The 16,369-nt window shown below is 64.7% G+C and carries 17 protein-coding genes; 12 read left to right on the top strand and 5 right to left on the bottom strand.

Going from position 1 to position 16,369, the window contains the following annotated elements; all coding sequences use genetic code 11:
- Window positions 1–37: 37 nt before the first annotated feature.
- From AC6H34_RS17300 to AC6H34_RS17290, 3 genes are all read right to left on the bottom strand, one after another.
- Window positions 38–571 carry a hypothetical protein gene (locus AC6H34_RS17300; RefSeq protein WP_448148676.1) on the bottom strand — a complete coding sequence of 178 codons (534 nt, stop codon included), beginning with the start codon at window positions 569–571 and terminating at the stop codon, window positions 38–40.
- Window positions 568–987 carry a nuclear transport factor 2-like protein gene (locus AC6H34_RS17295; RefSeq protein ID WP_448148677.1) on the bottom strand — a complete coding sequence of 140 codons (420 nt, stop codon included), beginning with the start codon at window positions 985–987 and terminating at the stop codon, window positions 568–570. Before AC6H34_RS17295 ends, AC6H34_RS17300 begins: the two co-directional genes overlap by 4 nt.
- 130 nt (window positions 988–1,117) lie before the next feature.
- The gene (locus AC6H34_RS17290) at window positions 1,118–1,993 is read right to left on the bottom strand and encodes an aldo/keto reductase (RefSeq protein WP_497539544.1); all 876 of its coding nucleotides are present in this window, start codon (window positions 1,991–1,993) and stop codon (window positions 1,118–1,120) included.
- A 228-nt stretch (window positions 1,994–2,221) separates the two neighbouring features.
- Between AC6H34_RS17290 and AC6H34_RS17285 the strand changes: the two genes are divergently transcribed.
- The 4 genes from AC6H34_RS17285 (at window position 2,222) to AC6H34_RS17270 (ending at window position 5,074) form a co-directional block, all read left to right on the top strand.
- Window positions 2,222–3,442, top strand: coding sequence for an aminotransferase-like domain-containing protein (locus AC6H34_RS17285; RefSeq protein ID WP_448148679.1), 1,221 nt, complete (start codon window positions 2,222–2,224; stop codon window positions 3,440–3,442).
- A 63-nt stretch (window positions 3,443–3,505) separates the two neighbouring features.
- The gene (locus tag AC6H34_RS17280) at window positions 3,506–3,997 is read left to right on the top strand and encodes a hypothetical protein (RefSeq protein ID WP_497539543.1); all 492 of its coding nucleotides are present in this window, start codon (window positions 3,506–3,508) and stop codon (window positions 3,995–3,997) included.
- Window positions 3,998–4,205: 208 nt separating this feature from the next.
- On the top strand, window positions 4,206–4,532 hold the full coding sequence (locus tag AC6H34_RS17275; protein WP_497539542.1) for a hypothetical protein: 327 nt from the start codon (window positions 4,206–4,208) through the stop codon (window positions 4,530–4,532).
- A gap of 158 nt (window positions 4,533–4,690) precedes the next feature.
- Window positions 4,691–5,074, top strand: coding sequence for a hypothetical protein (locus AC6H34_RS17270; protein ID WP_448148682.1), 384 nt, complete (start codon window positions 4,691–4,693; stop codon window positions 5,072–5,074).
- A gap of 154 nt (window positions 5,075–5,228) precedes the next feature.
- Here AC6H34_RS17270 and AC6H34_RS17265 read toward each other — a convergent pair whose 3' ends face one another.
- Complete coding sequence (locus AC6H34_RS17265) at window positions 5,229–6,560, bottom strand: S41 family peptidase (RefSeq protein WP_448148683.1); 1,332 nt, start codon at window positions 6,558–6,560, stop codon at window positions 5,229–5,231.
- A gap of 340 nt (window positions 6,561–6,900) precedes the next feature.
- On the opposite strand from AC6H34_RS17265, the gene AC6H34_RS17260 reads away from it, so the two are divergent.
- Complete coding sequence (locus AC6H34_RS17260; protein ID WP_497539541.1) at window positions 6,901–7,722, top strand: creatininase family protein; 822 nt, start codon at window positions 6,901–6,903, stop codon at window positions 7,720–7,722.
- Window positions 7,723–7,733: 11 nt separating this feature from the next.
- Here AC6H34_RS17260 and AC6H34_RS17255 read toward each other — a convergent pair whose 3' ends face one another.
- Window positions 7,734–8,633 carry a LysR family transcriptional regulator gene (locus tag AC6H34_RS17255; protein WP_448148685.1) on the bottom strand — a complete coding sequence of 300 codons (900 nt, stop codon included), beginning with the start codon at window positions 8,631–8,633 and terminating at the stop codon, window positions 7,734–7,736.
- A gap of 117 nt (window positions 8,634–8,750) precedes the next feature.
- Between AC6H34_RS17255 and AC6H34_RS17250 the strand changes: the two genes are divergently transcribed.
- The 7 genes from AC6H34_RS17250 to AC6H34_RS17220 all read left to right on the top strand — a co-directional run bounded on the left by AC6H34_RS17250 (window position 8,751) and on the right by AC6H34_RS17220 (window position 16,330).
- Window positions 8,751–9,770 (top strand): BMP family protein, encoded by a 1,020-nt coding sequence (locus tag AC6H34_RS17250; RefSeq protein ID WP_497539540.1) that lies wholly within the window; start codon window positions 8,751–8,753, stop codon window positions 9,768–9,770.
- Window positions 9,771–9,783: 13 nt separating this feature from the next.
- Window positions 9,784–11,358: an ABC transporter ATP-binding protein gene (locus tag AC6H34_RS17245; protein ID WP_448148687.1), complete on the top strand. Its 1,575-nt coding sequence runs from the start codon at window positions 9,784–9,786 to the stop codon at window positions 11,356–11,358.
- Window positions 11,351–12,472, top strand: coding sequence for an ABC transporter permease (locus tag AC6H34_RS17240; protein WP_497539539.1), 1,122 nt, complete (start codon window positions 11,351–11,353; stop codon window positions 12,470–12,472). The genes AC6H34_RS17245 and AC6H34_RS17240 overlap by 8 nt, the downstream gene beginning before the upstream one ends.
- Entirely contained in the window at window positions 12,469–13,407 is a 939-nt protein-coding gene (locus tag AC6H34_RS17235; RefSeq protein WP_497539538.1) for an ABC transporter permease, read from the top strand. The genes AC6H34_RS17240 and AC6H34_RS17235 overlap by 4 nt, the downstream gene beginning before the upstream one ends.
- Window positions 13,404–13,856 (top strand): cupin domain-containing protein, encoded by a 453-nt coding sequence (locus AC6H34_RS17230; protein ID WP_448148690.1) that lies wholly within the window; start codon window positions 13,404–13,406, stop codon window positions 13,854–13,856. The genes AC6H34_RS17235 and AC6H34_RS17230 overlap by 4 nt, the downstream gene beginning before the upstream one ends.
- Before the next feature lie 15 nt (window positions 13,857–13,871).
- Window positions 13,872–14,660, top strand: a complete 789-nt coding sequence (locus AC6H34_RS17225) for a cysteine hydrolase family protein (protein ID WP_448148691.1) — start codon at window positions 13,872–13,874, stop codon at window positions 14,658–14,660.
- Between the two features lie 95 nt (window positions 14,661–14,755).
- Window positions 14,756–16,330: an amidohydrolase family protein gene (locus AC6H34_RS17220; protein ID WP_497539537.1), complete on the top strand. Its 1,575-nt coding sequence runs from the start codon at window positions 14,756–14,758 to the stop codon at window positions 16,328–16,330.
- Window positions 16,331–16,369 lie beyond the last annotated feature (39 nt).

Raw genomic sequence — 16,369 nt, 5'->3', positions numbered from 1 at the left:
AAGCGCCGTCGAAGGTGTAGACAAACCCCGGCGCGCTTTATTCCACCTGGCCCGTGCATTTTTTTGGCTCGCGCAAACGGGCGTAGAGAACTGCGAGCAGCACGAAGAATAGCGTGTGGGCAGCGGCAAACCAGGCCATGCCAGCGAGCGTGAGATGCACCCGTCCAGCGAAGCCCTCTCCTGTCAGCGGCAGGATGACGGTCGCGTTGAGCAGCCAGATGCCGGCGGCAAAGTGAAGGCCCTTGTGCCACGGTCTTCCCCGCAAGACGGGTTCCGCCGCGAATCCGTAGAAAAACGCCATCGCCAGGCCGACCACGATGTGAAAGCCGGCCTGAAAGAGAGGACGGTCAGGCGTCGGCAGGCCACCTGCGGCCCACAGGTTCGGCAAGCCCGTAGCCGTGAAGAATCCGCCCAGCCAGGACATGAGCAGGCGCAGCAAGCCGCCATGCGCCGTCGCCAGCGGCACGAGATCAGCCGCTGCGAGCGCCAGGCTGTTTAGGACGATGGCGGGGAAACCGGCGAGCAGGGCGGCACGTGCCCGATCGCGGGTATCGAAGCGGCTATCCGTCATTTCGGGCCGGGATTGACCTGCCAGATCTCGTCGCTGACTTTTCCACCGCGATAGACGAGGATGTAGCGGACCCGGACGGTGCTCTTGCCTGCAAAGGCGACGTCTGCCGTCACAGTCGCGCCCTTGGGGTTTCCGGCCTCGGATATTTCCGTGATGCCGGCTTTCTGCGCGCCCTGCGCCGCAGCATATCTGGTCCAGATGTCCTTGCTGGCGCCTGCGGAATAATCGCCATCGAGCGGTCCGCCGATCCAGCGCAGTATCGCGCCATCGGCATAGCCCGACATGATAGCCGCGACGTCGCCGTCGGCGATGGCCTGGATACGGGTTCTAGCGAGATCCGTCGCCGGCCCGGCAAGGACCGGCGACGCAATGGCCGCGAGACAGACGGAGAGCAGGACCGGTTTGGCTAAGCCCATGTTGATGCCCCTTCGAGGTTGACACATCGATGGACAGGGGCGGCGGCGTTTTATTCCGCGGGCTCGGTCTTTTTTCTCGCGCGGGAGGACGGGCTGGCCAGACCCGTCCCCTTGCTACGCCGACGGAAACTCAGGCAGCCGATGCCTTCCTGCCCTCCCGGTCGAGGGCGGCGAAATCGTCATCGGAGAGGGCGATGTTCACCGCGGCGACGTTCTCCTCCAGGTGCGCCACCTTCGAAGTGCCGGGGATGGGCAGCATCACCGGGCTGCGTTTCAGCACCCAGGCGAGCGCGACCTGGCTCGGTGCCGCGCCCTGCGCCTTGGCGATGCGGTCGAGCAGCGACCCCGGCTTGGCGAGATCTCCCGCGGCAAGCGGAAACCAGGGGATGAAGCCGATGCCCTGCTTCTCGCAATAGTCCAATACGTCCTCGCTGCCGCGATCGACGAGATTGTAGCGGTTCTGCACAGTGACGACCTTGAAGACCCTGCCCGCAGCTTCGATCTCGGCAACGGAAACCTCGCTCAGGCCGGCATGGCGGATCAGGCCTTCGTCGAGCAGTTCCTTGACTGCGCCAAACTGCTCGTCGCGCGGCACCTTCGGATCGATGCGGTGAAGCTGCCACAGGTCTATCCGCTCGACGCCGAGCTTCTTCAGGCTCCGCTTGGCCTCGGCCTTGAGATAGTCGGGCCGCCCGTTCGGTGTCCAGATGTCGGGGCCGGAGCGGGTCAGGCCGGCCTTGGTGGCGATGACAAGGCCCTTATATGGGTGGAGGGCCTCATGGATGAGTTCCTCGGAAACATCCGGGCCATAGGAGTTGGCGGTGTCGATGAAGTCGACGCCGATTTCGGGAAGGCGCTTGAGCGTGCGGATGGATTCCGCACGATCTGCCGGCGGGCCCCAGATTCCCCTACCCGTGATGCGCATGGCGCCGAAGCCCAGGCGATGAACGGGAAGGTCACCGCCAATCGTGAAGCTGCCGGACTTTGCGGCATTCAAATCTGACATGGCATTGTTCCTTGTTCTGCAGGGCCAAGGATTTCCGCCGGAGCGGGGCTCGGCCGGGACGGGGGGACTGTAAGGGCGCCGGACGCCGGGGAAAAGCCAGGGAAGCGACAAGGGCCATGAAGAGGAACTGAACAATGGCTCCACGCAATATTCCTAAAAATATGTCAGTAATATTGACATATTTTTTCCTCAGGCGCATGGTGCCGGCAACAAGCCTTCAAGGAGGACATGGCCTTGGACTGGGAAGCGATCTTCGCCACACGGGCGGGACGGATGCGGGCGTCGGAAATCCGCGAACTGCTCAAGCTGCTCGAACAGCCTGACATCATCTCCTTTGCCGGCGGTATCCCCGATCCCGCGCTCTTCCCCAAGGAGGCGTTTCGAGAAGCCTATGCCAGCGTGCTCGCCAATGGCAGCGCCGGAGCCGCGCTGCAATATTCGACCAGCGAGGGTTTCCCGCCCCTGCGCGATTGGATCATGCGGCAGATGCAGGCGCTCGGTGTTCCCTGCAAGCCCGACAACATCCTGATCACCTCGGGATCCCAGCAGGCGCTCGATTATCTAGGCAAGCTGCTGCTGTCTCCAGGCGACACGGCGCTCGTCACCTGGCCGACCTACCTGGGAGCGCTGCAGGCGTTCAATGCCTATGAACCGCGCTACGACCGGCTGACGCCTGTGCATGGCAACCGCACGCCCGCTGCCTACCGGGAAGCGGCCGCCAAGGCCGGCGGACGCGTGAAATTCGCCTATCTCACGCCGGATTTTGCCAACCCAACCGGAGAAACACTCGATCAGGAAGCTCGAGAGCGCTTGCTCGATCTCGCCGGCGATCTCGATATCGCGGTGATCGAGGACACCGCCTATCAATCGCTGCGCTATGACGGCAAGGGCGTCCCTTCGATGCTGGCGCTGGACGTCGCGAGACGCGGCGACATCGATGCGACGCGTACCATCTCCTGCGGCAGTTTTTCCAAGACGCTGGCGCCAGGCCTGCGCATGGGCTGGATCTGCGCCGCCTCCCATGTGATCCGCAAGCTCGTGCTGATGAAACAGGCCTCCGACCTGCACAGCCCCACCATCAACCAGATGGCGATGCACCATGTCGCCGAACACGCCTTCGCGCAGCAGGTGGAGAAGGTCCGTTCCGCCTATCGCCATCGCCGCGACCATATGCTGGCCGCACTCCAGCGCCACATGCCAGAGGGCGTGAGCTGGACACGCCCGGAGGGCGGCATGTTCATCTGGGTCACGCTGCCAGACCATCTCGATGGCGCCGAACTGCTGGCGCGGGCAATCGAGACGGCGCGGATCGCCTTCGTGCCCGGGCGCGCCTTCCATGCCGACGGCACCGGCGGAAATACGCTTCGCCTCAGCTTCTCGCTCGCCAGCGACGAAGCGATCGATGAGGGCATCAAGCGGTTGGGGAGAGTGATAAGCGAGGCACTCTGAACGATTGCAGCCCGACCGAGGGGACACTACCTTCTGGAGAGACGTCTCGCTGGGCAGGCACCGATGGCGGCAGAACCGATCAAACCCGTCTTTTCCGCGCGCGTGCTGGATTGGATGGGCGACGCCATTCTCTATGTCCTCCTGGTCGTCATTCCCTTCCTTGCCGCCCGCTGGATGGGAGAAGTGCTGCCTCTGGTCCTCCAGCCGGTCGGGCGCATCGTCGCCAATGCAATGATCCTGCCCTTCCTCTATCTCTGCCTGCATTTCCTCCTGCGCGCATTCGGCCTGCCGTGCCGGAACTTCATCGCCCTGGTGGTCCTGATCTTCGGCGCCATCACCTACATGGAGGTGCAGCGCGCCTTGCGCACGGGCGACTACAACGCCTGGGTCAGCGCGGTGGTGACAGGCGTCTATGTCCTCGTCTTCGCGGCTCTCACCATCCAGAGCCTTCTTGCAGGCCGCCGCGAGAGAAATGCCCGGCGGGAGGCCGAGGAAAAGGAGGAGGCGGAGCGGCAGGCTAAAGCGTTCAGTCGAGCGCGCCAGGTCGGGCCATGAACATTGCCGGCCCCTCGCGTCGGCGCCCAACTATCACCACACCGAAATGGCAGACTCTCGGAGTGCGTCGGTGTTGCTCCGCTTCGCGGGACGACGAGACGCCCCCAACTTCAACTGCCGCCGACTTCACCGGCGGACTTCGCAGTACCGGAGTTTGGCCGGAACTATTCCGCTCCTCTCCGGTTCGACGAAGAGAGGAGAGTTGGCTGTGCCACTTCGCTTCATCATCTTCACTCTCATGCTGGCCGCGACCCCGGCGGGATATGCCATGGCCGGCATCTTTCTCGACCAGCCCAGCGACGCTGAAGCCACGGCCGCCTATCGTGCCATTCCTGCCGTGGCGCAGGACAACCCCCAGTCACAGCAGCAGACCGCCGCCATCAAGTCCTGCAAGGCCGCGAAGGGGGAGCCAGGCGTGATCTGCACCGCCAGTGTGAGGAAGGCCCCGGCGGCGCCCGAACAAGTCGTTACGATTCATTTCGCCCGCGGTCCCGACAGCGCCTGGGTCGCCACGCTGGAACAGAAGGCGCCCTGACCGCCACGGCCATGCTTGCCGACGTCCCGGCAGGGCCCTCCCCGCCAATCGGCACGTTGCCCATCGATATCCTCATCGAATGGCCGCTCCGCTCCGGAGAACGGACTTTTCTACGGCTACAGTTCTTCAACGCTGATCCTTCTTCGAAAGGAACGATCATGCCCAGACTGATTTACATCGCAACGATTGCCGCTGCGCTTGCCGTGGCCAGCCCCTACCCGGTGATCGCGAACGGAGCGCCGGATCCAGACCTTCAGAAGGTGCAGGATTTTGAGACGCAGGGGATGCCGGACATTCCTCCCAAGGTGACGGATGTGACGATTGTCGATCTGGAGGAGCTTCCTCCGCCCGTCCAGCAGCAGGTCGAGGATCAGGTGCAGCATACCTCCCAGCAGGAATTGCGGGTGCTGCGCCGCTCAATCGAGGAGATGCCGCAGCTCTCTTCCGAATTGCGGCGGCGCGGCGTCAGCAGCAATCAGGTGATCGCGGTCAGCCTCGACAGTGACGGTGCCGTAACGCTGGTCATCAATACCGAGGCCTGATCGGTCGTTGCGGAGCGTCGAGCAGGAGGGGTTGGGAGACAGAAGATGGCACAGATCCTGCTTGGGCCATCTCCTCAAGTCCCACCCTGGATTGCCGGAATGAACCCGGCAATGGCGAGAGGGGCATGCCCATGCGGGCCTTCCTCCAGGCTCGTCAGTTCGGTATGCCGGTCTTGGGATCCGGCGGGAAGTAGGCGCTCTTCTGCGTTCCTTCCAGCAACTTGATTGCCTGCTGGAGCTGGGTATCGTCCTTCTCTTCGGCGGGGACATAGGCCGAGGAGCCGCCCTCCTCCGACTTGTCGTCGCCGGGATTGGCGAGATGACCCTTCAGGCCCGCCTCGCCATGCGTTTCATCCTGCCCCTTGAGGTCCGCCGGCACGTTCTCGTTCACCACGACTTCCGGCTCGATGCCCTTGGCCTGGATCGAGCGGCCCGACGGCGTGTAGTAGCGTGCCGTGGTCAGGCGCAGCGCGCCGTTGCCCGGCAGCGGGATGATGGTCTGCACCGAACCCTTGCCGAAGGAGCGCGTGCCCAGGATGGTGGCGCGCTTGTGATCCTGCAGGGCGCCGGCCACGATCTCCGAAGCCGAGGCCGAGCCGCCGTTGACAAGCACGATGACCGGCTTGCCGCCGGTAAGATCGGACCCGCTCGCCGTGAAGCGCTGCACGTCGTCCGGCTCGCGTCCGCGGGTGGTAACCACCTCTCCGCGCCCGAGGAAGGCGCCGGCCACCGAAATGGCCTGGTCGAGCAGGCCGCCGGGATCGTCGCGCAGGTCGATCACATAGCCTTTGATCCTGTCCCGGCCGATATCCTTGTTGAGCTGCTCCAGGCTCTTCTTCAAACCATCGAAGGTCTGCTCGGTGAACTGGCTGATCCGGATGTAGCCGATGTCGTCGCCGAGCTTTCTGGAATTCACCGACGCCACCTTCACGATGTCTCGCGTCAGCTTGACGTCGAAGGCAGGCTTGCCCGTGCGCAGGATCTTCAAAGTGACGGGAGTGTGGATCGGCCCACGCAGCTTGTCGACGGCCTGCTCCAGCGTCATGCCCTGAAGCGAGGCTCCGTCGATGGCAATGATGCTGTCCCCGGCGAGGATGCCCGCCTTGGCCGCCGGCGAATCATCGATGGGGGAAACAACCTTGATCACGCCGTTTTCGGCCGAGACCTCTGCGCCGATTCCACCAAACTGGCCCGACGTCTGTTCCTGCATGTCCTGGAAGTTCTTGGCATCCATGTAGTTCGAATGCGGGTCGAGTGACGTAAGCATGCCGTCGAGAGCCGCCTCGATCAGCTTGCCGTCATCGGGCTTGTCGACATAGTCGGCGCGTACATGCTCGAACACGTCGCCGAACAGGTTGAGCTGCTTGTAGGCATCCGAGCCGGCTGCGCGGGCATGCCCGATGAGCAGCATCTGGGGCTGCGTCGCCGCAACGGCGGCCATTGCCCCGAGGGCGACGCCGCAAAGGAGAATCGAAAGTCTGTTCATGGTTCGAGGACCCATCGTGCCAATGGCCAAATTCCTAAGCCCACCCTGCTCGACACGATCCCAGCCTCGGACGTTGGGGTAGAGGACATAGCAGTATGGCCTGATTTTGGTGTTTTCTAGGTCAGCAGGGCTGCCTGATAGCGAAAGATTTGCCGGCCTGGCATCAAAGCTCCGATTGCCTCGCCTCGCTGCATGCCGAGCGACCTCAAAAAGGCATCACCAGGCACGCAAACATGTGCTTCCTCTGGCGTGGTCTCTGTGGTGTGCTCCTCTCCGATCGACGCGTCCGCCCCCGGCATGCCGGCATCGATGCGTCTCCACGCTGCAAGGAATGTCTGCCATGTTCTCTTCCCGCTGGTGGTGGGATCTCTCGACCCGCGAATTCTCGGAACACGACATGGAGAAGGTCGTTGCGATCCTTCCGGTGGGGGCCGTCGAGCAGCACGGGCCGCATCTGCCGGTCAGGGTAGACGCGGCCATCAATGCCGGCATCGTCGAACGTGCTGTTGAACTGATGCCCGCCGGCCTGCCGGCGCTGGTCATGCCGGCGCTGCCCATCGGCAAGTCGAACGAGCATCTGCAGTATCCGGGCACCCTGAGCCTGCCCTATGATCTTCTTGGACGTGTCTGGTTCGAGGTCGCCAAATGTGCCTGGCGGGCGGGCGTCCGCCGGATCATCTTCTGGAACTCGCATGGCGGCCAGCCTCAGTTGATGGAAATCGTCTGCCGCGAGTTGCGCGTCGAGCTCGGCATGTTCGCGGTCGGCGCCTCCTGGTTCCGCACCATCGACACTTCGGATCTGTTCAGTGCCGCGGAACGGCGGCATGGCATCCACGGCGGCGAATCGGAGACCGGCGTCATGCTCCATCTCCATCCGCAACTGGTCCGGATGGAGCATGCCGAGGATTTCAAGTCCCGCTCCATGGACATGGAGCGGCAGGGCGGCATGCTCACACCGGAAGGCGGTGTCAGCTTCGGCTGGCAGGCCCAGGATCTCAACCCCGCCGGCGTGATGGGCAATGCGGCCGCCGCCGACGCGGAGCGCGGGAAGGAAGAGGTCGAGCGGGCGGCGCGGGCTCTGGTCCGATTGGTGGAGGACGTCGCGAAATACCCGCTCGCAGCCCTCGGCGAGCAGGCGGCATTCCGCTGCCCCGCCCCCTGATCGACGGCGCGTCAGCCCAGTTCCTTCATCATGGCCTTCATCATTTCGGCCAACACGCTCGCGATCGCGCTCGTGCCGCGATCGTGGCCTACCAGCATGAGCGTCTGCGCCTCGCGCGCGAACTCGTGGATGGGAATGTAGACGAGGCGGCCGCTCCTGCGATCGAACTCAATATCGAAGGGGGTGAGGAAGGTGATGCCCTGGTCGAGCATCGCCGCATGCCGCATCACCTCGATGGAGTTGGTCTCGATGACGGGCTGCACCTCCACGAGCGTCTTGGCGAAGATCGCATCCAGGTGCGGCCGGATCACCATGCTGCGATCGGCAATGACCAGTGGATAGCCGACACAATCGCTCATCCGCAGCATCTGGCGATCGGCGAGCGGGTGGCCGGGTGCGACCACCGCTCCCAGCTTGCTGACCGCGCTCGCCAGCAGCCGGAGATTGGCGTTGAGCATGAAGTCGAAACCGAGGCCTAGATCGGCTTCGCCGCCGGCAACGGCCGCCAGGATTTCCTCGCCCGTCGTAAGCAGACGCAGCACGATCTTCACGCGCGGATTGCTGCGCCGGAACTCCGCGATGCCCCGCGGTACGAGGTTGGCGGCGAGACCGCTCATCAGTGCAAGAGTTATCTCGCCCCGCCTGAGGCCCTTCAACTCTTCAATCTTGCCCTGCGTGCGCTCCATCTCCTTGAGCGTCTGGCGAACATGCCGGATGAGGACCTCGCCCGCCGCCGTGAGGACCAGCTTTCTGGGCAGGCGCTGGAACAGCGGCGTCCCCAGTTGCGTCTCAAGGGCCAAAATCTGCCGATTGATCGCCGAGGATGCCACATTGAGGCGAGCAGACGCCTTTCTTATGGATCCGGCCCGCACGACTTCATCCAGATAGGTCAATAATCGAGCATGGAGCATGGCAATTCCGACCGATGCCGAAAAGGCATCAATAAGTGCGAATCAAAATGCTTTTAAGGCGGCACAAAGCGGCATTCAATATCCCGAGAATTTCAAAAGAAACCGGGGAACGTAATCATGAGCGCTCTGTCGCGTCGTCATCTCATGCAATTCATGGCCGGGGCTGCCCTCGCGCCTCTCGCAGGACTTCTGCCCGGCCGCTCGGCGCTCGCTGCGGACGCCAAGGCGAGCGTGGCGCTGCTGCTGCCCGGTTCCGTCGCCGACGGCGGCTGGAACACCCTCGCCTTCAAGGGACTGCAGGACCTCAAGGCCGAAGGCTACAAGGTCGCCTATAGCGAGAAGGTGCCGCAGGCGCAGATGGAACAGATCATCCGCGGGTACGGCGACGACGGCTACGACCTCATCATCGGCCACAGCTTCGAATATGGCAGCGCCTTCACCGAGATCGGCGCGGACTACCCCAAGTCGAAATTCTTCGCCTCCACCTTCAAGCCCGGCGAGAACGCTCCCAAGAACGTCGAATTCGTCAACATGGCCTATCTCCAGGCGGCCTACTCGGCCGGAGCGCTCGCCGCGCTGATCTCTGAGAAGGGCAAGGCCGTCGGCGTCGTGGGCGGCGGCGACAATCCGACCCAGCAGGCCATGATGCACGCCTTCATCGCCGGCGCGGAAGCGACACGTTCCGGCCTCAAGGGCCTCGGCATCGTGACCGGCGACTACAACAATGCCGCGAAGGGCCGTGAAGCCGCGACCACCATGATCGGCAACGGTGCCGACGTCATCTGGCATACCGCCGACGTCACCGGCCTGGGCGCCCTGCAGGGCGCGGCCGCCGCGAAGGTCAAGGCCATCGGCTCCTTCGCGGACCAGACGGACGTGGCTCCCGACTTCATCGCGACCAATCTGAAGCAAAACCTGGACTGGCTGGTCCGGGAGGTCGGCCACTCGGTGGCGGGCGACAAGTTCCTCGGGGGCGAGGAATGGCAGCTCAAGCTCACCGAAGGCTGGACCCCCGTCTGCGGCTCCCAGCCCTACAATCCCAAGCTCATCGACGCGGGCAGCTGGTCGAAGTTCCAGGCGATCTGGGCGGATATCGACAGCGGCAAGATCGATGTGAAGACCGTCATCAAGTCCTGACGGCCCAGCGGATATGACCACTACGCGTCCCTTCGTGGAGCTTCGCGGCATCGTCAAGCGTTTTGCCGGGGTTCTCGCCAACGATCATGTCGACATGACCGTGCAGCCCGGCGAGATCCACGCCCTGCTGGGGGAGAATGGCGCCGGCAAGAGCACGCTCATGCAGATCCTCTATGGTCTGTACGACGCCGACGAAGGAGAGATCCGGGTCGACGGCAAGCCTGTCGCCATCCGCGAGCCGGGCGATGCGATCCGGCTCGGCATCGGCATGGTCCATCAGGAATTCATGCTGGTCCGTCCCATGAGCGTGGTGGAAAACGTCGTCCTCGGCCTGAAGCAGGGGCGAGGCGGTCTCGTCGATCTGGCCGGAGCTGCCGAGAAGCTGTCCGCGATCTCCAGGGCTCACGGCCTCGCCGTCGATCCCCAGGCACGCATAGAGGATATCCCGATCGGCGTGCAGCAGCGTGTGGAAATCCTGAAGCTCCTCTATCGCGATGCCCGCCTGCTGATCCTCGACGAGCCCACGGCCGTGCTGACGCCGCTTGAGAAGGAGACGCTGTTCGGGACCCTGCGTTCACTGCGCGCCGAAGGCCGCTCCATCATCATCGTGACCCACAAGCTGCATGAAATCATGGCGATTGCCGATCGCGTCACCGTCATGCGCAGCGGCAGGGTCGCCGATACGCTGGCCGTCGGCCAGACCTCGGAAAGAGACCTCGCCCGCCGCATGGTCGGGCGCGACGTCGTGCTGCGCGTCACCCGGCAACCCGCCCGGCCCGGTCCTGTCGTGCTCGACGTGGACGCGATCAGCCTGCGCGACGGGATGGGGCGGCCCAAGCTCTCGGACGTGAGCCTGGAGGTGCGGGCCGGCGAGATTCTCGGCATAGCTGGCGTCGAAGGCAACGGACAGTCCGAGCTCGCGGAGACGCTGCTCGGCCTGCGCGCCGTCGGAGCCGGCCGCATCGCCGTCGAAGGCCGAGACATCACTGACGCCGCGCCCGCCGCCCGCCGCAACGCCGGCATCGGCTTCATTCCGGCGGACCGACGCGGCACCGGCTCGTTGACCGCGCTGCCGATAGCCGACAACGCCATTCTAGGCGACCATGGAAATTACACGGCCTGGGGCGGCATGTTCCTCGATCGCGGCGCCATCGCCGAAAGGGCCAGGCGTATCATCGGCCATTTCGATGTCCGGACGCCTGGCCTCTCCTTCGAGGCCGGCAAGCTCTCCGGCGGCAATCTGCAGAAACTCATCCTGGGCCGTGAGGTTCTGAGAGAGCCGCGCCTGCTCGTGGTCGAACAGCCTACCCGTGGTCTCGACGTCGGCGCTGTGGAGGCCGTATGGCAGGCCCTCCTCCAGGCAAGGGACAACGGGTGCGCGATCCTGATGATCTCGGCCGAACTGGAGGAGATCGTCAACCTGTCCGATCGCATCGCGGTCCTGTTCGAAGGCAGGGTTGCCGGCATTCTCGACGCCGAGACCGCGACGATGGAACGGCTCAGTCTGCTGATGGCGGGCAGCCTCGCGGCGCAGCCCCCTGCCTCGCTCGAACCCGGCATGATCGAACCGGGGCGCCTCCATGCCTAGACTGCTCGAACGCCGGCTGGCTCCCACCGATTCCCGGCAGACCATCGCCTTCACCACGCTGCTGGCCGTGGCCTGCGCCTTCGCCCTCGCAAGTCTCCTCTTCCTGCCCTATGGCGCCAACCCGCTCGAAGCCTACGGCCATCTGCTGGGCGAGGGGTTTGGATCCCCGCGCGGGCTGGGGCAAAGCCTCGTGCAGGCGACGCCCCTGATCCTGGTCGCGCAGGCGACCATCGTCACCTGGCGCAGCGGCCTCGGCTATATCGGTTTCGAGGGCTGCTTCCTGGTAGGAGCCGCAGCCGCTGCATGGGTTGCCCTCGGCGGATTGCCCGGAGGCTTCCCATGGGCGTTGTCGTCCCTCCTCTTCTGGCCCCTCGTGCTTGCGGCAGCTTTCGCGGCCGGCGCCGTCTGGGCGGGCGCCGTCGCCTATCTTCGCGTGCGCTTCGGCGGCAACGACGTCCTGATTTCGCTGATGGCGAATTTCGTCGCCGCCCTGCTGGTGCAATATCTCGTTTCCGGCCCCATGCGTGCGGTGGGTGACCTGCCGCAGACGCAGCGCCTGCCTGCGGAAACATGGCTGCCCTATCTCCTCACCGAGGGGAGGACGCATGCGGGTATTCTGATCGCCGTGGCGCTCTCGTTCGTCGTCTGGGTGCTCATGCGAGCGACCCCCCTCGGTTTTGAGATCATCGTCAGCGGCCTCAATCCCCGCGCCGCCCGCTATGGCGGCGTGGAGGTAGCCCGACGCCAGATGCTCGCAGCCGGGCTCGGCGGCGGGCTGGCCGCCCTCGCCGGCCTGTGCGCGGTTCTCGGCGTACAGCACCGATTGATGGACGGCCTGGCAGGCGGCGTCGGCTTCATCGGGGTCGTCGTCGCGCTGCTGGCCCGGCTCAACCCGCTTGCCGTCATTCCCACGGCCATTCTCTATGGCGGGCTCGAAGTGGGAGGGAATGCCATGCAGCGCGAATCCGGCCTTCCCACCTCGGCCGTGCTCATCCTGGAAAGCCTCGTCGTGCTCCTGGTGCTGGCGAGCGAACTGCTGCGACACTATCGCCTCGTACTGCCCGGACGACGTGGCGAGGAAGGTGTCGCGCCCACGGTGAAGGTGACGAGATGACGGCTATCTCGAGCCTCGACGCCGCCTTCTTCATCACCTGGCTCGCTGCGGCGGTGCGGCTGGCCGGCCCCGTTCTGCTGGCTGCCCTGGGGGAGATATTCGCGGAGCGATCCGGTGTCCTCAACATCGGCATCGAAGGCGCGGTGCTGCTCGGTGCCCTCGGAAGCTACCTGACGGCAGTCTACACGGGCTCGACCGGCCTGGGCTTTCTCGCGGGAGGCGTGACGGGCCTTCTTGTCGGCCTGCCGCTCGCCTTTCTCTATATCCGCGCTCGCGCGAGCCAGGTCGTGGTGGGTATCGTCTTCAACATCCTCGCGGGCGGCATAGCCAGCTATGTCTATGAACTCGTCCTCGGGCATGCCTCTTCCCCAACGATAGCAATGCTCGAACCGATACAGGTACCAGTCCTCTCGACTCTGCCGGGCATCGGGCCGGTGCTGTTCCAGCAACCCCTACCGCTCTACCTGACCCTGCTTCTCGTTGTGATCGCGCAGATCGTGCTTTTCAGGACGCATTTCGGTCTGTCGCTTCGGGCCGTCGGCGAGAACCCGCGCGCGGCCCATGCGGCCGGCATCCGCGTTCCGCTGATGCGCACGATCGGAGTGCTGCTGTCCTGCTCGGCGGCAGGGCTCGCTGGCAGCTATCTGGTAACGGCGCAGATCGGCCTCTTCCGGGACAATATCGTCAGCGGCCAGGGCTTCATCGCGCTCGCCATCGTCATTTTCGGGCGATGGAATCCGCTCAAGGCGATGATGGCCGCCTTCATCTTCGGCGCGGCCGACGCGCTGCAGCTTTCCCTCCAACTCTTCCAGAGCGCCGTGCCGGCCCAGCTCCTGCTGGCCCTGCCCTACCTCCTGACCATCCTGGCCATGTCCGGCCTCGTCGGAAAGGCGGTGCAGCCCGGCGCCCTCACCATCGCCTACCAGAAAGAATGACCGAACCCCATCGGGAGACGCCCGCCATGCAGAAATATAGCTTCGAGAACGCCCGGACGGCGAAGGCCTTCCGCATCGGACCAAACGACACCAACTATTTCGCGCTCCTGTTCGATGAGGCGAAAGACCGGATCGAGAATATCTTCGTTGTGGAGATCTTCACCAAGGGTGGCGCGACGCCGCCGAACGAGCATGCCGGCGCCCACGAATTCTTCTACGTGCTTCACGGCGAGGGCATCGCCCGCTGCGAGGACAAGACGATGCCGATCCGCAAGGGCGACGCGCTCCTGCTGCGTCCCGGCAGCGAGCACGTCATCCAGAATACCGGCGAGGGCAAGCTCTACACCTTGACGGTGATGACCCCCAACGAGGGATTTGCCGAACTGATCCGCAGCGGCCAGCCGGTCGAGCTCGACGAAGAGGACTATCGCGTCCTCGCCGGCCTCTGACGACACGGCATCGACATGGATACAAGACCGCCCCTTCATGCCCTCGGCTCCAGCCCCCGAAACCAGTGGCAGGTCTCCTCTGACAGCGCCGTCCTGGTTCGTTCCCCGCTCCCTCCCCGACCCATCGAGGTCGATGCGGGAACCAAGCGACTGACGCTGGACCTTGCACGCACGGCGATGATCGTCATCGACATGCAGAACGACTTCTGCCACCCCCAGGGATGGCTGGCGCACCAGGGCGTCGACGTCGCACCCGCTCGTTCGCCGATCGGCCCGCTGGCGTCCCTGCTGCCGCGGCTGCGTCTTGCCGACGTTCCCATCATCTGGGTCAATTGGGGGAACCGCCCGGATCGGCTCAACCTGAGCCCGGCCCTGCTGCATGTCTACAAGCCCACGGGCGAGGGAATCGGACTGGGCGATCCCCTGCCCGTTTCCGGCGCCCGGGTGCTTGAAGCCGGCAGCTGGGCGGCGGCCATCGTCGACGAACTGGCTACCGCACCGCAGGATGTCCACGTCGCCAAGTACCGGATGTCCGGCTTCCAGGACACGGCTCTCGACAGCATCCTGCGCAACCTGGGCGTCACCACGCTGCTCTTCGGCGGCGTCAACGCTGACCAGTGCGTGCTGTGCACACTTCAGGACGCCAATTTCCGCGGTTACGACTGCCTGCTCGTCGAGGACTGCGCCGCCACCACGTCCCCGGATTTCTGCATGGCGGCGACGCTCTACAATGTGCGCCAGTGCTTCGGCTTCGTGGCCGGTTCGGCCTCGATCCTGTCCGGTCTGGAGACGAGCACCAGGTAGGCTGGCGGCCACCTCGGCTCACCCCTTCCCATCCCACGGCCCATCGGCCCGGGCCAAGTCCCGGTGTCCGGCCCCAGCATCAAGGACAAGTTCAAATGCCGCTTCTTATCCGACAGGGCCTGGTCCGGACCAACGATGCCGCCGGCACGCTTCTGGAGGCGGGCGACATTCTCGTGGATGGCGAGACGATCGTGGCGATCGGCGGCGATCTTTCCGAAAAGGCTGCAACTTACCCCGGCCTCGAAACCATCGACGCCCGGGACGGCATCGTCCTGCCGGGCTTCATCGACGCACACATGCACTCGAACGAGGGGTTCGAGATGGGGCGGTACGACAATCTTCCCCTCGAAATCTGGCTGTCCGAGGTCTATCCACCCTTCGGCGCTCCCACTCTGTCATGGCGGGAACATTATCTGCGCGCCATGCTGGTCGGCATCGTCTCGATCCGCTCGGGCGTCACGTCGCTCCAGGACGACGTGATCAACATGGCCTTCACCCCGGACGCAGTCGATGCGACCGCCAGCGCCTATCGCGACCTCGGCCTCAAAGGCTGGTTGACCGTTTCCATGTGGGACGAAGGATTTCTGCAGAGCCTGCCATTCGTGGCCGAGATCATGCCGGAGGACCTGAAGACCAGGCTCGCCGCCCTGCCTCTTCCCGGCCGGGCCGAGCAGATCGCGCTGTTCCATGAGCTTCACGGCCGCTGGCACGGCAGGGACGGCATGCGCATCATCCTCGGTCCCTGCGGCCCGCAGCGCTGCTCGGCCGCGCTCCTGGAGGACGTCGCCGGCCTGTCGGAGAGCATGGACCTGCCCATGCACTGCCATGTCCTCGAGACGAAGACGCAAGCCGTGACCGGCGAGCTCAAATACGGCATGACGCTGCCCGCCTATCTGCGGGCGGTCGGCTGCATGACCCACCGGCTGACGATGAATCACGCGATCTGGCTCACCGACGAGGATATCGAGATGATGGGAGACGCACGCGCTTCGATCACTCATAACCCCCTCGCCAATCTGAAGCTCGGTTCGGGCGTCGCCCCGGTGCGCATGCTGAAGCAAGCCGGCGTCAACGTGGCGCTTGGTTGCGACGGGGTGGCGTCCGCCGATTCCGCCGATATCTTCCAGGCGATCAAGGCCGCCGCCGGCATCCACAAGATCGGCACCCATGATTACCGCGAATGGGTTTCCGCCCACGAGGTCTACGAGATGGCGACGATGAATGCCGCGCGCTCCGGCCTTATGCAGGATGAGGTCGGCTCCATCGAGGTCGGCAAGAAGGCGGACATCATCCTCCTCGACCGCCGCGACTGGGGCTTCCTGCCGCTGCACGATATCCGGAACCAGATCGCCTTCAGCGTCAACTCGGAAGCTGTCCGCACCTCGATCGTCGCAGGACGCGTCGCCATGCGGGACCGTCGCCTCACCCTGGTCGACGAGGATGCCATTCGGGACGAAATCGCCGAAGCCGCGGAGAGATTTCGGCGCGACTATTGTCCGGCCATGAGCGCCGGGGCGGCCGTCGTGCGGCCCTGGCTCGACCAGATGTATTCGCTTGCAACCAGCCGCGACGTTCCGGCTAAACATCTGCCGCTCCGCATGCCGCCAGCCGAGGCAAGGCGGCAGGCCCTTGGCCAAGCCAGCTCCCTGTTCCCTCTGCCGGGAGAGTGACGGACTGCCCGACGGCATGGGACGTCTTCATCGCCCTTC

Source organism: Labrys sp. ALF-8, from assembly GCF_059699065.1.
This window is presented reverse-complemented; position numbering and strand designations above follow the sequence as displayed.

Coding starts and splice junctions, on each gene's coding strand:
- AC6H34_RS17300 (WP_448148676.1), bottom strand. CDS start 571: ATGACGGATAGCCGCTTCGATACCCGCGATCGGGCACGTGCCGCCCTG.
- AC6H34_RS17295 (WP_448148677.1), bottom strand. CDS start 987: ATGGGCTTAGCCAAACCGGTCCTGCTCTCCGTCTGTCTCGCGGCCATT.
- AC6H34_RS17290 (WP_497539544.1), bottom strand. CDS start 1,993: ATGTCAGATTTGAATGCCGCAAAGTCCGGCAGCTTCACGATTGGCGGT.
- AC6H34_RS17285 (WP_448148679.1), top strand. CDS start 2,222: ATGGCCTTGGACTGGGAAGCGATCTTCGCCACACGGGCGGGACGGATG.
- AC6H34_RS17280 (WP_497539543.1), top strand. CDS start 3,506: ATGGCGGCAGAACCGATCAAACCCGTCTTTTCCGCGCGCGTGCTGGAT.
- AC6H34_RS17270 (WP_448148682.1), top strand. CDS start 4,691: ATGCCCAGACTGATTTACATCGCAACGATTGCCGCTGCGCTTGCCGTG.
- AC6H34_RS17265 (WP_448148683.1), bottom strand. CDS start 6,560: ATGAACAGACTTTCGATTCTCCTTTGCGGCGTCGCCCTCGGGGCAATG.
- AC6H34_RS17260 (WP_497539541.1), top strand. CDS start 6,901: ATGTTCTCTTCCCGCTGGTGGTGGGATCTCTCGACCCGCGAATTCTCG.
- AC6H34_RS17255 (WP_448148685.1), bottom strand. CDS start 8,633: ATGCTCCATGCTCGATTATTGACCTATCTGGATGAAGTCGTGCGGGCC.
- AC6H34_RS17250 (WP_497539540.1), top strand. CDS start 8,751: ATGAGCGCTCTGTCGCGTCGTCATCTCATGCAATTCATGGCCGGGGCT.
- AC6H34_RS17245 (WP_448148687.1), top strand. CDS start 9,784: ATGACCACTACGCGTCCCTTCGTGGAGCTTCGCGGCATCGTCAAGCGT.
- AC6H34_RS17240 (WP_497539539.1), top strand. CDS start 11,351: ATGCCTAGACTGCTCGAACGCCGGCTGGCTCCCACCGATTCCCGGCAG.
- AC6H34_RS17235 (WP_497539538.1), top strand. CDS start 12,469: ATGACGGCTATCTCGAGCCTCGACGCCGCCTTCTTCATCACCTGGCTC.
- AC6H34_RS17230 (WP_448148690.1), top strand. CDS start 13,404: ATGACCGAACCCCATCGGGAGACGCCCGCCATGCAGAAATATAGCTTC.
- AC6H34_RS17225 (WP_448148691.1), top strand. CDS start 13,872: ATGGATACAAGACCGCCCCTTCATGCCCTCGGCTCCAGCCCCCGAAAC.
- AC6H34_RS17220 (WP_497539537.1), top strand. CDS start 14,756: ATGCCGCTTCTTATCCGACAGGGCCTGGTCCGGACCAACGATGCCGCC.